13 protein-coding genes are annotated in these 11,774 nt (G+C 70.8%); 7 read left to right on the top strand and 6 right to left on the bottom strand.

The window, feature by feature from the left end; all coding sequences use genetic code 11:
- Positions 1–3: 3 nt before the first annotated feature.
- The 4 genes from HW837_RS32000 to HW837_RS31985 form a co-directional block, all read right to left on the bottom strand.
- Positions 4–1,464 carry a sensor histidine kinase gene (locus HW837_RS32000; RefSeq protein WP_045555927.1) on the bottom strand — a complete coding sequence of 487 codons (1,461 nt, stop codon included), beginning with the start codon at positions 1,462–1,464 and terminating at the stop codon, positions 4–6.
- Positions 1,461–2,201, bottom strand: a complete 741-nt coding sequence (locus HW837_RS31995) for a response regulator transcription factor (RefSeq protein WP_045555928.1) — start codon at positions 2,199–2,201, stop codon at positions 1,461–1,463. The genes HW837_RS32000 and HW837_RS31995 overlap by 4 nt, the downstream gene beginning before the upstream one ends.
- Before the next feature lie 180 nt (positions 2,202–2,381).
- The gene (locus HW837_RS31990; RefSeq protein ID WP_045555929.1) at positions 2,382–2,564 is read right to left on the bottom strand and encodes a hypothetical protein; all 183 of its coding nucleotides are present in this window, start codon (positions 2,562–2,564) and stop codon (positions 2,382–2,384) included.
- An 88-nt stretch (positions 2,565–2,652) separates the two neighbouring features.
- Positions 2,653–3,768 carry a S1C family serine protease gene (locus HW837_RS31985; RefSeq protein WP_045555930.1) on the bottom strand — a complete coding sequence of 372 codons (1,116 nt, stop codon included), beginning with the start codon at positions 3,766–3,768 and terminating at the stop codon, positions 2,653–2,655.
- A 157-nt stretch (positions 3,769–3,925) separates the two neighbouring features.
- Between HW837_RS31985 and HW837_RS48995 the strand changes: the two genes are divergently transcribed.
- Complete coding sequence (locus HW837_RS48995) at positions 3,926–4,438, top strand: hypothetical protein (protein ID WP_234442430.1); 513 nt, start codon at positions 3,926–3,928, stop codon at positions 4,436–4,438.
- 138 nt (positions 4,439–4,576) lie between these two features.
- On the opposite strand, the gene HW837_RS31975 is transcribed toward HW837_RS48995, so the two are convergent.
- Positions 4,577–5,599, bottom strand: coding sequence for a LacI family DNA-binding transcriptional regulator (locus tag HW837_RS31975; RefSeq protein WP_045555933.1), 1,023 nt, complete (start codon positions 5,597–5,599; stop codon positions 4,577–4,579).
- Positions 5,600–5,693: 94 nt separating this feature from the next.
- The gene (locus HW837_RS31970) at positions 5,694–6,473 is read right to left on the bottom strand and encodes a winged helix-turn-helix transcriptional regulator (RefSeq protein ID WP_045555934.1); all 780 of its coding nucleotides are present in this window, start codon (positions 6,471–6,473) and stop codon (positions 5,694–5,696) included.
- 159 nt (positions 6,474–6,632) lie between these two features.
- On the opposite strand from HW837_RS31970, the gene HW837_RS31965 reads away from it, so the two are divergent.
- The 6 genes from HW837_RS31965 (at position 6,633) to HW837_RS31940 (ending at position 11,702) form a co-directional block, all read left to right on the top strand.
- Positions 6,633–7,562, top strand: a complete 930-nt coding sequence (locus HW837_RS31965; protein WP_193381482.1) for an alpha/beta hydrolase — start codon at positions 6,633–6,635, stop codon at positions 7,560–7,562.
- A 31-nt stretch (positions 7,563–7,593) separates the two neighbouring features.
- Entirely contained in the window at positions 7,594–7,848 is a 255-nt protein-coding gene (locus HW837_RS31960; RefSeq protein ID WP_045555936.1) for a MoaD/ThiS family protein, read from the top strand.
- Between the two features lie 10 nt (positions 7,849–7,858).
- Positions 7,859–9,064 (top strand): hypothetical protein, encoded by a 1,206-nt coding sequence (locus HW837_RS31955; RefSeq protein ID WP_045555937.1) that lies wholly within the window; start codon positions 7,859–7,861, stop codon positions 9,062–9,064.
- 260 nt (positions 9,065–9,324) lie between these two features.
- Positions 9,325–10,059 carry an LmeA family phospholipid-binding protein gene (locus HW837_RS31950; protein WP_045555938.1) on the top strand — a complete coding sequence of 245 codons (735 nt, stop codon included), beginning with the start codon at positions 9,325–9,327 and terminating at the stop codon, positions 10,057–10,059.
- Positions 10,060–10,488: 429 nt separating this feature from the next.
- Entirely contained in the window at positions 10,489–11,328 is an 840-nt protein-coding gene (locus HW837_RS31945; RefSeq protein WP_045555939.1) for a sulfurtransferase, read from the top strand.
- A gap of 86 nt (positions 11,329–11,414) precedes the next feature.
- Entirely contained in the window at positions 11,415–11,702 is a 288-nt protein-coding gene (locus tag HW837_RS31940) for a DUF1416 domain-containing protein (protein ID WP_019755963.1), read from the top strand.
- Positions 11,703–11,774: the final 72 nt, after the last annotated feature.

Raw genomic sequence — 11,774 nt, 5'->3', positions numbered from 1 at the left:
CGCTCAGGCACTCTCCGGCGGCGGAACCGCCGCCCCCGGCAACCGCACCGTCGCCAGGGTGCCGCCGCCGTCCGCTCGGGACAGGGTGACCTCGCCGCCGGCCTGCTGCACCGTGCGGGCCACGATCGACAGGCCCAGGCCCGAGCCCGGGAGTGAACGGGCCGACGGGGAGCGCCAGAAGCGGTCGAAGACGTGGGGGAGTTCCTCGGTGGGGATGCCCGGGCCATGGTCGCGGACCGTGAGGACACCGCCGTCGAGGGAGACCTCGATCGTGCCGCCCTCGGGGCTGAACTTCACCGCGTTGTCGAGGACGTTGACGATGGCGCGCTCCAGCGCGGACGGTTCGGAGCGGACGTACCAGGGGTTCAGGTCCGCCGTGATCGTCAGCTCGGGGCCGCGCAGACGGGCCCGACGCAGGGCCGCCTCCACGGTCTCCTGGAAGTCGACGACCTGGAGGTGCCGGCCGCCCTGGTGTCCCGCGTCCGAACGCGACAGTTCCTGCAAGTCGCCTATCAGCGACGCCAGTTCGGTCATCTGGGCCTTCACGGAGGCGAGCAGGGCCTTGCGGTCGTCCGCCGGGATCGGGCGGCCCGTCTCCTCGCTGCGGGTGAGGAGTTCGATGTTGGTGCGGAGGGAGGTCAGGGGGGTGCGGAGTTCGTGGCCGGCGTCCGCGATCAGCTGTTGTTGCAGGTCGCGGGAGCTCGCCAGCGCGCTCGTCATCGAGTTGAAGGAGCGGGAGAGACGGGCGACCTCGTCCTCGCTCTCCTCCTCCACGGGGATGCGGATGCTGAGGTCCTCGGTGCGCGCCACGTGCTCGACCGCTTCGGTCAGCTTGTCGACGGGGCGCAGGCCCGCACGGGCCACGGCGAGCCCGGCCGCGCCGGCGCCGACGACTCCGATGCCGGAGACGAGGAGCAGCAGCAGCGCCAACTCGTTGAGCGTGGACTGGGTGCCCTTGAGGGGGACGGCGACGACGTAGGCGGCGCCCGGCAGCACTTCCTGGCCGTTGCCGGTGTCGACGACGAGTGCCGTGGCCAGTACGCGCACCGAGTTGCCCTCGCTGTCGGTGCCGTTGCGGACCGTCCCTTCCCCGCTCTTGGGGTTCGCGGCCACTTCCTTGTCGCTCTCGGCGACGTTCACCACGCCCGTGGAGTTGGGGAAGACGCACCTCGTGCCGTCCGTGGTCACCACCTGGGAGTAGCCCTTGCTCTTCGGCCCCCAGAAGGACTGTGACGGCGCCTGGGGGCAGGCACTGAGGACGGCGTCCTCCACCATCTGCGCGGGCAGCGCTCGGCTGACCATGGCCTCCAGGTCGTTGTTGATCTCCTTGTACAGCTTCCCCTGCACGATGAACCAGCACGTCACCGACACCGCCGCCACCGCGAAGGCCACCGCCGCCGCGACCAGCATCGACAGCCGGGCCCTGATCGGCAGGGACCGGTAGCGGCTCAGGAGCTTCTTCACTCCGCGCCGCCCTGTCGCAGGACGTACCCCACGCCCCGCACGGTGTGCACGAGCCGCGGCTCGCCGCCCGCCTCGGTCTTGCGGCGCAGGTACATGACGTACACGTCGAGGGAGTTGGAGGACGGCTCGAAGTCGAAGCCCCAGACGGCCTTCAGGATCTGCTCGCGCGTGAGGACCTGGCGCGGGTGCGCCAGGAACATCTCCAGGAGCGTGAACTCCGTGCGCGTCAGCTCCACCGGGCGCCCGCCCCGGGTGACCTCCCGCGTCGCCAGGTCCATCCGCAGGTCCGCGAAGGTGAGCGCCTCGTCCACCTCGGCGGTCGCGGCGACCGCCGCCGCGTACGAGCTGCGGCGCATCAGCGCGCGGACGCGGGCGAAGAGCTCGTCCAGCTCGAACGGCTTGACCAGGTAGTCGTCCGCGCCGGCGTCGAGGCCGGTGACGCGGTCGCCGACGGTGTCGCGGGCGGTGAGCATCAGGATCGGCGTGGTGTCGCCGGCCCCGCGGATCCGGCGGGCGGCGGTCAGCCCGTCCATGCGCGGCATCTGTACGTCGAGGATCACCAGGTCCGGCCGGTACGCGGTCGCCTTCTCCAGCGCGTCGGCGCCGTCCACCGCGACCTCGGTGTCGTAGCCCTCGAAGGCGAGGCTGCGCTTGAGTGCGTCGCGCACCGCCGGCTCGTCGTCGACGATGAGGATGCGCTGGGGTTCGGGGGCGCGGGCGCCTTCGGCGGAGCTCATGTGGTCTTCGTTCCTCGGAAGCGGTGGAGTGCGGGGGCCGGGGCGCCGTGGGGGTTCTCGTGCGTTGCCTGGTGCGGGTCCGGTGGGGCTTCTCGCGCGGTTCCCCGCGCCCCTGATGGGGCGCGCGCGGGTTCGCCCTAGCCTTGCACGTCCCCTGGCCGCGCAGTAGGCCGAACCGGATCAGCCGCGAACCGTACGTCGGCGCGGGCGCGCGGCCGTGTTGCGACGGGCCGGGGCATGGGTGGCCGCCACCTCGGGGGCCCGCGTCACCGCCGGGTGAAGTTCGGCCGCCACCGCGAGGGCGAGGCCCAGTCCGGCCGGGTCGACGGCGGTGGCGACGGTGTGGGAGACCTGGGTGATCATGTCGAACTCCTTGGACTCAGCGGGACTGACAGGACGGAGGGAAAAAGACCTGGTTGGAGGGGAAAAGACCTGGTCGGAGCGTCGGACCTCAGTCCGACCCGCCCGCCCGCAGCGTGCTCAGGTCGGCCTTGACCGTGTTGATCGGGATGGCGAAGCCGAGGCCGACGCTGCCCGCGCTGGAGGAGGTGGCGTCCGCGGCGGAGTACATCGCCGAGTTGATGCCGATGATGTTGCCGTTCATGTCGATGAGGGCGCCGCCGGAGTTGCCGGGGTTGAGGGAGGCGTCGGTCTGGAGCGCCTTGTACGTCGTCGTCGACGAGCCCGTGTCGCCGTTGAACTGCCGGCCGCCGAACTCGAACGGCCACTGCCCGCCGCCACCGCCCTGCTGCTGGCCCTGGCTCTCGTCCGTCGAGACCGTGACGTCACGGTCGAGCGCGGAGACGATGCCGCTGGTCACGGTGCCGGTCAGGCCCTCGGGGGAGCCGATCGCCACGACCTGGTCGCCGACCTTCACGCCGGCGGAGTCGCCGAGCGTGGCGGCCTTCAGCCCGGAGGCGTCCCGGAGCTTGATGAGGGCGAGGTCCTTCTTGCTGTCGGTGCCGACGACCTCGGCGGTGTAGGACTTGCCGTTGCTGGTCGTCACCTTGATCTGGGAGGCGCCGGAGATCACGTGGTTGTTGGTGACGATCTCGCCGTCGCTGGTGATGATCACACCGGAACCGGTGGACTCGCCCGCGTTCGAGGTGGCGTTGATCTCCACGATGCTCGGGCTGACCGCCGTGGCGACGCCGGAGACCGTGCCCTTCTGGCTGGTCGGCACCACGCTGGTGCTGGTGGAGCTGGAGGCCACGGTGCCCGAGCCGGTCAGCTCCTGGATGCCGTACGCCGTACCGCCGCCGATCGCCGCCGCGACGAACGCCACGGCCGCGAGCAGCGCGATCGGCCCCCGGGTACGCCTTCTCGGAGCGGGCGCCTGGGCCACCGGCTCGGTGAGGAGCGCGGTGGGGGCGGCCTGCGCCGAGGCCGCCGTCGCCGGGTCGTACGCCGGCGGGGGCGGCCACTCCGGGTTCACGGGGGCGGAGGCGTGCTGCTGCTGGAGGTACGCGGGCTGCTGCTGGGTCCCGCCCTCGGCGTACCCGGAGTGCTGCTGCTGCCCCTGGTAGGGGTTCTCGTACTCGCCGCTGCGGCGGAAGCTCTCGGTCATGACTCAGAGCCTGCCGCCCGACCATGAGACCTTCCTGAGCGCTCCCTGAGAACCCCACCAGAACCTCGTTCGCCCCATATAAAGGCCGCCCGCGAAGACTTCCAGAAGACCGGAGAAAACAGGCAAAGACCGAAGGGGAGTACTGGGAGACTTCCTCATGACCTCATCGCGGGCCAGAGGATGGCTCACCGCGTGCGCCGCAGTCGCGTCGGCCGCCCTGCTCACCTCCTGCACGTCGAACGGAAGTGCCGGGGCGGCCGCATCCACGCCGTCGAGATCATCGGGCCTGTCGGAGCCGACGCGGCCGTCGGAGCCGTCGGAGCCGTCGCAGTCGGAAGCCGAGCTCACCGAACAGGCTCAGGCCGCCCTCGCGGCCGTTCAGGGCGGGACCATGGTCGAGGCCGGGGCGGAGCGCGTGGGCGACGGTGTGCACGCCGAACCCCTTCTGAACGCGGGCGGCGGCGAGGTCTACCGTTTCCGGCTGGTCTGCGTCGGCAGCGGCAGCGTGCGGATGGTGGTCAGGCCTGCGGGCGCCGGGCAGAAGGCCACGGTGCCCTGTGACGGGGCGGTCACCCAGCAGCGTCTCCCCGGCAGCGAGCGGCTCCGTATCGATGTCGACGGCGGCAAGGGAGCGACCGGGATGATCGCCTGGCAGATCGATACCGTCTGATCCGTCTGAGGGGCATCGGCACGCGTCAAGCGCGCGCTTTTGAGGGGCGCGAGGAACTGCGCGACAAGCCACGACGAACCCGCAGCCGACAACGCACCACCCCAAGCCCCTACGGCGCCCGCGTGCGCTCCGGCGGAGCTAGCCGCAGCCGCACGACCGTCGGGCCACCAGCGTCGACGGGAACAGCTTCACGCGTTCGCGGCGGGAGCCGGCGACCCGGATGCCGTCGTCGAGGACCAGGTCCACCGCCGCCCGGGCCATGCCCGTACGGTCCGTCGCGATCGTCGTCAGGGGCGGGTCCGTGAGGGCCGCCTCCTTGACGTCGTCGAAGCCGGCGACGGCCAGCTCGGACGGGACCTCGATCCGCAGCTCGCGCGCGGCCCGCAGCACCCCGATCGCCTGGTCGTCGGTGGAGCAGAAGATCGCCGGCGGCCGGGTCGGCCCCGAGAGCAGCTCCAGCGCGACCTGGTACGCGTCGTACCGGTTGTAGAGCGCCTGGAACAGCCGCCCCTCCGTGGAGATCCCGGCCTCGTCCATCGCCTGCCGCCAGCCCTCGACGTGGTCGGAGACGGGGTCACCGATGAGCGGGGTCTCGGCGATGCCGCCCATACAGGCGACGTAGGCGTAGCCGTGCGAGAGGAGGTGCTCCACGGCGAGCTTCGCGCCGCCGACGTCGTCGGTCACCACGGCCACGTCGTCGATCGCCTCGGGCCGCTCGTGCAGCAGCACGACCCGAGCGTCCCACGCCTCTATTTCGGCGGCGGCGTTGTCGTTGAGGGCGTGGCTGACGAGGATCAGTCCGGAGACCCGCATCCCGAGGAACGCCCGCAGATAGTGGACCTCGCGCTCGGCGACGTAGTCGGTGTTGCCGACGAGCACCATCTTTCCGCGCTCGGCGGCGGCCTGCTCCACGGCGTGGGTCATCTCGCCGAAGAAGGGCTGGCGCGCGTCCGGCACGATCATGCCTATGAGATCCGTACGCCGGGATGCCATCGCCTGGGCGACCCGGTCGGGCCGGTACGACAGTTCCTTGATCGCGGCGAGGACACGCTCGCGCGTGGCCGGTGCGACCGGCCGGGGTCCGTTGTTGATGACGTAGCTGACGACGGCGGTCGACGTACCCGCCAGTCTTGCCACGTCATCCCGAGTCACCTTGGCCACGCGCGGAGTCTACGCGGATGGACCGGCCCTGGGCAGGGCGTACGACGGCGCACCTGGGAGTTACCAGTGCGTACGCCGCCCGGGGTGTCCGCCACTACGCCTCGGCCGCGATCTCCACGGCGTCCAGCGACGCCGTCTCGTCCGCATCCGCCGCCTTTGAGGGGGCGGCCTTGCTCTTCGCGTCGTCCCCGGCGCGCTCCGCCTTCTCAGGCGTAACGAATCGATAACCGACGTTCCGAACGGTCCCGATCAGCGACTCGTGCTCGGGGCCGAGCTTGGCGCGCAGCCGCCGTACGTGCACGTCGACCGTCCGCGTACCGCCGAAGTAGTCATAGCCCCAGACCTCCTGGAGCAGCTGGGCGCGGGTGAAGACGCGGCCCGGGTGCTGGGCGAGGTACTTGAGGAGCTCGAACTCCTTGAAGGTGAGGTCGAGGACGCGCCCCTTGAGCTTGGCGCTGTAGGTCGCCTCGTCCACCGAGAGATCGCCGTTGCGGATCTCCATGGGGGAGTCGTCGTTGACGATCTGCTGGCGGCCCATGGCGAGCCGCAGCCGCGCCTCGACCTCGGCGGGGCCCGCCGTGTCGAGGAGCACGTCGTCGATGCCCCAGTCCGCGGTGACGGCGGCGAGACCGCCCTCGGTCACGACGAGGATGAGGGGGCAGCCGGGCCCGGTGGAGCGCAGCAGCTGGCACAGGCTGCGGACCTGCGGGAGGTCACGGCGCCCGTCGATGAGGATGACGTCCGCGCCGGGTGTGTCGACGAGAGCCGGGCCTTCCGCCGGCGCCACGCGCACGTTGTGCAGCAGCAGACCGAGGGCCGGAAGCACCTCGGTCGACGGCTGGAGGGCGTTGGTCAGGAGCAGCAGAGAACTCATGCGTCTGGTTCCTCCTCGGTCCCTGCGAGGACGCGTGTGGCGGCGGCTCGTACAGCTGCGGTCACCTGGCGTTTTTCCGCTCGTATACAAGCTTGCCTAAAGCACGAAAGGACCCGGGGGCGACATTGCCCGAGTCCTCTGTCCAGCAGAATAGCCCACATGAGTGCTGGTCCGGCAGGCCATGTGACGCGATCTTTCGACATCCCGAACTCTGAGACGGCCCCTCGAACCGTTTCGGGACCTCCGCGAACCCCTTTGCGCAGGTTTCTGCGGACTGACGACGGGGTGAATATCGAGGCCGTATACGATCCGAAAGCCGTTGTATACAACGGCCCGGACGACACCGGAACTCCACCCTCCGGCCACCTGGCCGTCGTCGTCGCGCACGGCTTCACGGGCGACGTCGATCGTCCGTACGTTCGAAGGGTGGCGGAGGCGTTCGCCCGGTACGGGTCCGTCGTCACCTTCTCCTTCCGGGGCCACGGACGCTCCGGCGGCCTCTCCACGGTCGGCGACCGTGAGGTGCTCGACCTCGCGGCGGCGGTCCGCTGGGCCCGTGAACTCGGCCACACGCGCGTCGCCACCGTCGGCTTCTCCATGGGCGGCTCGGTCGTCCTGCGCCACGCGGCCCGACCGGACACGGTCGTCGATGTCGATGAGGCCACGGACGCCGTAGTCGGCCCAGACACGGACGCCGTCGTCTCGGTCAGCGCCCCGGCCCGCTGGTACTACCGGGGCACGGCCCCCATGCGCCGGGTCCACTGGCTCATCACCCGCCCCGAGGGCCGCCTCCTCGGCCGCTACGGTTTCCGCACCCGTATCCACCACCGCGACTGGGATCCCGTCCCCCTCTCCCCGGTGGAATCCGTGCCCCTCATCGCCCCGACCCCCCTGCTGATAGTCCACGGCGACCGGGACGGCTATTTCCCGCTCGACCACCCGGAGATGCTGGCCGCTGCGGCGGGCGACGACGGGGAACTCTGGCTGGAGCGGGGGATGGGCCACGCGGAGAACGCGGCGAGCGTGGAATTGCTGGAGAGGATCGGGGAGTGGGTGGTGAAAGGGGTCGCGGACAGGGGCGTAGCCTGACCCCGTCACGACTCATACAAGAGGAACGCAGATGCCAAAGGGCACCGTCCGCTACTGGGCCGCAGCCAAGTCCGCAGCCGGCGTCGCCGAGGAGCCCTACGACGCGGCCACTCTCGCGGACGCCCTGACCGCCGCCCGTGACCGGCACCCCGGCGAACTCGACCGAGTCCTGCGACGATGCTCGTTCCTCGTCGACGGAAACCCCGTGGGTACCCGTGCGCATGAGACGGTACGTCTGGCCGAGGGCGGCACGGTCGAGGTGCTCCCGCCGTTCGCAGGAGGGTGACCCCCACATCATGAGCAACCAGCCGTACGGGTACGAGGGCCACCAGGGGCACGACCACCAGGGCAACCAGGGCTACGACGCGTACCAGCAGCCGCAGCCGCAGCCGCACTGGCAGGGCTACGACGACGGCCAGGCCGCCCACGCCCAGCAGTGGGAGGGGCAGACCTGGGAGACCCAGATGCAGCCCCGGACCTCGCCCGCCGCCAACCTGACGGAGACGGCGTACCTGCCCCAGCAGACGGACGCCGGCCAGTACGCCCCGCAGGCCCAGCACGACCCACAGCACCCGCACCAGCCCCAGCACCAGCCCCCGGCGCAGCCGCAGTTCCAGGCGCAGCCGCAGTACGCACAACCGCAGGTCCAGCCTCCGGCGCACGCTCAGTCCCAGGCCGCTCCGGACGCCGCTGCCGCCCCTTCCGCGCCCGGCTACGGTCCGCCCACCCTCACCGGCAACACCCGGGTCACCGACGCCCAGCGGGCGCGGGCCGAGGGCCGGTCGCCGATCATCGAGCCCGGCATGCAGCCGGCGCTGATCACGGCCGTACTGGGCCTGCTGCTGGCCGGTGCCGCGGCGATCGGGGAGTACGCCCTCGCCGTACCGCTGGTGGTCCTCCAGGCCGTGACGGCGGCGGGCTGGTTCCGGCTGAACGGCATGTGGCCGGCCAGGCAGGGCATCGTGCTGGCCTTCGCGGGCGCCCTCGCGTCGGACGCGGCCCTCTTCGTGGCCGGCCGGGAGCACGCGCCCGCCGCGATCCTCGGGACGCTCGGCGTGTGGGTGCTGCTCGGCATCGTGCTGGGGCTGCGCAGTCACGCGGACCCGGACGAGCGGATGTACGGCCTGATGGCGACGGTGGCCTCGTCGGCGCTGGCGATCGTCGCGACCGGCTATCTGGCGGCCGCGGCGGACGCGGTGACGGTCGGCGGGGCCGCGGTCGCGGCGGCCGTACTGGCCCGCGCGCTGCCGCTGCCCACTGCGGCCTCGGTGGTCGTCGCGCTGCTGGCGGCCACGGGTGGGGGTATCGCCGCCGGTGGTGCGACGGATCTGGGGACGTCCGGTGCGCTGCTCGGGGCCGGTGCCGGTCTCTGCGCGCTCATCGGCCACCGGGTCGCCGCCTACGACTACCCCTCTCGCTTCGTCCACTTCACCGCGGGGGTGGCGCTGCCGCTGACGGCTGCGGCGCCGGCGGTGTATCTGCTGGGCCGCGCGTTGGTCTGACGAGACGCCCCTAAAAGATCAGGCCCTGCGCCCCTGAAAAGCACGGGGCGCAGCCCCTGCTTTTCAGGGGCGCGGGGAACTGCGCGAGAAGTCCCACCGGAGCCGCACCCGACCACGCACCCGACCACGCACCCGACACCGCACCCCTGTCACAGCTGATCAACAAGGCGGGCCACTTCACCCCGCCCCCGCCCCCGCCCGATTACCCTCGCGTAGATACCGTTCGGCCGCCGAGTGGACTACGTGGGGAACACCGAGAGATGCGCGCACTGCGAATACTTGTCATCGTCGCCGTGATCCTGGGCGGCCTCTTCGTCGTCGCCGACCGCGTGGCCGTCGGTTTCGCCGAGGACGAGGCGGCCCAGCAGCTGAAGGCGAGCGAGGGCCTGACGAGCACCCCGGACGTGTCCATCAAGGGCTTCCCGTTCCTCACCCAGGTCGCGGGCGGCGAACTGGACGACGTCGAGGTCGGCATCGAGAACTTCGAGGCGAGCACCGGCAAGCCCGACGAGAGCATCCGCATCGCCGATCTGAAGGCGAACATGCGCGGCGTCGCCTTCTCCAGCGACTACAGCTCCGCCACGGCCACCAGCGCCACCGGCACCGCGACCATCTCGTACGACGAGCTCCTGAAGGCCGCCAAGTCGGAGCCCACCGACGTGGGGCTCGGCTTCACCGCCCGCGTCGTCGGCCTCTCCGACGGCGGCAAGGGCAAGATCAAGGTCAACGTCGAGATCGACCCGCCGGCCCTCGACCCGCAGACCGTCTCCGTCCTCAGCACCGTCAGCGTCAAGGGCGACAAGGTCGAGGTGCAGGCCGACTCCCTGCCCAGCCTGGGCGGCGCCGACCTCGCCGAGAACGTCGTCCGTTCGATCACCGACTTCCAGCAGGCCATCGACAACCTCCCCGGCGGCATCAAGCTCGACAAGGTCGAGGCGGCGCCGGACGGTGTGGACATCACGGTGCGGGGTTCGAACGTCAGGCTGGCGGGGTAGGACGACGGTCGGCTCACCCCCGTGGGCGTACTCTCGCGGTGTCCGAAAGGCGAGACAACGCCGTCCGCACCGCAGATGTGACGACGGCTACAAGGGCCCGGCGGCCCCACCACCACAGCCTCGACAGTCACTCCATCCCACATTCCGGACGATCGCGTCTCAGAATACGACATGCCGGTGACACGCCCGCCTGTCCGTCCCTACGATCGATCCCTATGAAGCGACAGGCGGACCTCACGAAGCGGCGGGCAGTAGACCTGTGCCGCGTCGCCGCCATGCTCTGTCGCACTTTCTGAGCGAGCGGCGGAGTCCTGCCGCCGCGTCCCCCCGATGCCTGCCCTGTTCGAGCCAGGGCCCATCCCCGCGCGCCCCGGCCGAACCGCCGGAGGCACCCGCACCCCGCCGTAACTGCCCCGGAGGAGAAAGAGCATGAGCCGCAGCGACGTCCTGGTAGACGCCGACTGGGTCGAGGCCAACCTCGACGACCCGAACATCGCCATCGTCGAGGTCGACGAGGACACCACCGCGTACGAGAAGAACCACATCAAGAACGCGATCCGGATCGACTGGACGAAGGACCTCCAGGACCCGGTCCGCCGCGACTTCGTCGACCAGGAGGGCTTCGAGAAGCTCCTGTCGGCCAAGGGCATCGGCAACGACACCCTCGTCGTCCTCTACGGCGGCAACAACAACTGGTTCGCTTCGTACGCCTACTGGTACTTCAAGCTGTACGGCCACGAGAACGTCAAGCTGCTCGACGGCGGCCGCAAGAAGTGGGAGCTGGACGCCCGCGAGCTGACCGACGAGGTGCCGGCGCGCCCCGCGACCGAGTACAAGGCCAAGCCGCAGAACACCGCGATCCGCGCCTTCCGTGACGACGTCGTCGCCGCGATCGGCTCGCAGAACCTGGTCGACGTGCGCTCGCCCGACGAGTTCTCCGGCAAGCTGCTCGCCCCGGCCCACCTGCCGCAGGAGCAGTCGCAGCGTCCGGGCCACGTGCCCAGCGCCCGCAACATCCCGTGGTCGAAGAACGCCAACGACGACGGCACCTTCAAGTCGGACGACGAGCTCAAGGAGCTCTACGCCGACGAGCAGGTGGACCTCGCCAAGGACACCATCGCCTACTGCCGCATCGGTGAGCGCTCCGCGCTGACCTGGTTCGTCCTGCACGAGCTGCTCGGCGTGGAGAACGTCAAGAACTACGACGGCTCCTGGACCGAGTACGGCAGCCTCGTCGGCGTCCCGATCGAGCTCGGCGCCAACAAGTAAGCACCGCCGGCACCACCAGCGGTACCCGCACACCCCCGTTCGTCCCGACCGGCCTTCCTCCGGTCAGACCCCTTATGGAGAAAGACATGTGTGGAGCGAAGGCCGGCGGCCCGGACGCCTCGACGATCAAGCCCGGTGAGACCACGATCCAGGGTCAGGTGACCCGCGACGGCGAGCCGGTGACGGGCTACGTCCGTCTGCTGGACTCGACCGGCGAGTTCACGGCGGAGGTCCCCACCTCCGCGACGGGCCAGTTCCGCTTCTACGCGGCCGAGGGCACCTGGACCGTTCGTGCGCTCGTCCCCGGCGGCACCGCCGACCGGACCGTCGTCGCCGAGAAGGGCGGCCTGGCGGAGGTCGCGATCGCCGTCTGAGACGGCTTCGTCGAACAGTCGAACAGCTGAGGGCCGCACTCCCCGGAGTGCGGCCCTCGGTCGTGCGCGGAC

This window comes from Streptomyces caniscabiei (assembly GCF_014930365.1).
In the GTDB taxonomy this organism is placed as follows: Bacteria; Actinomycetota; Actinomycetes; order Streptomycetales; family Streptomycetaceae; genus Streptomyces; species Streptomyces caniscabiei.
Note: the sequence above shows the minus strand (reverse complement) of the source record. Positions and strands in the feature narration are given on the sequence as shown.

Bases quoted from the DNA above. Each gene is read 5' to 3' on its own strand.
- HW837_RS31995 (WP_045555928.1), bottom strand. From the start codon at position 2,201: ATGAGCTCCGCCGAAGGCGCCCGCGCCCCCGAACCCCAGCGCATCCTC.
- HW837_RS31990 (WP_045555929.1), bottom strand. From the start codon at position 2,564: ATGATCACCCAGGTCTCCCACACCGTCGCCACCGCCGTCGACCCGGCC.
- HW837_RS31985 (WP_045555930.1), bottom strand. From the start codon at position 3,768: ATGACCGAGAGCTTCCGCCGCAGCGGCGAGTACGAGAACCCCTACCAG.
- HW837_RS48995 (WP_234442430.1), top strand. From the start codon at position 3,926: ATGACCTCATCGCGGGCCAGAGGATGGCTCACCGCGTGCGCCGCAGTC.
- HW837_RS31970 (WP_045555934.1), bottom strand. From the start codon at position 6,473: ATGAGTTCTCTGCTGCTCCTGACCAACGCCCTCCAGCCGTCGACCGAG.
- HW837_RS31965 (WP_193381482.1), top strand. From the start codon at position 6,633: ATGAGTGCTGGTCCGGCAGGCCATGTGACGCGATCTTTCGACATCCCG.
- HW837_RS31960 (WP_045555936.1), top strand. From the start codon at position 7,594: ATGCCAAAGGGCACCGTCCGCTACTGGGCCGCAGCCAAGTCCGCAGCC.
- HW837_RS31955 (WP_045555937.1), top strand. From the start codon at position 7,859: ATGAGCAACCAGCCGTACGGGTACGAGGGCCACCAGGGGCACGACCAC.
- HW837_RS31950 (WP_045555938.1), top strand. From the start codon at position 9,325: ATGCGCGCACTGCGAATACTTGTCATCGTCGCCGTGATCCTGGGCGGC.
- HW837_RS31945 (WP_045555939.1), top strand. From the start codon at position 10,489: ATGAGCCGCAGCGACGTCCTGGTAGACGCCGACTGGGTCGAGGCCAAC.
- HW837_RS31940 (WP_019755963.1), top strand. From the start codon at position 11,415: ATGTGTGGAGCGAAGGCCGGCGGCCCGGACGCCTCGACGATCAAGCCC.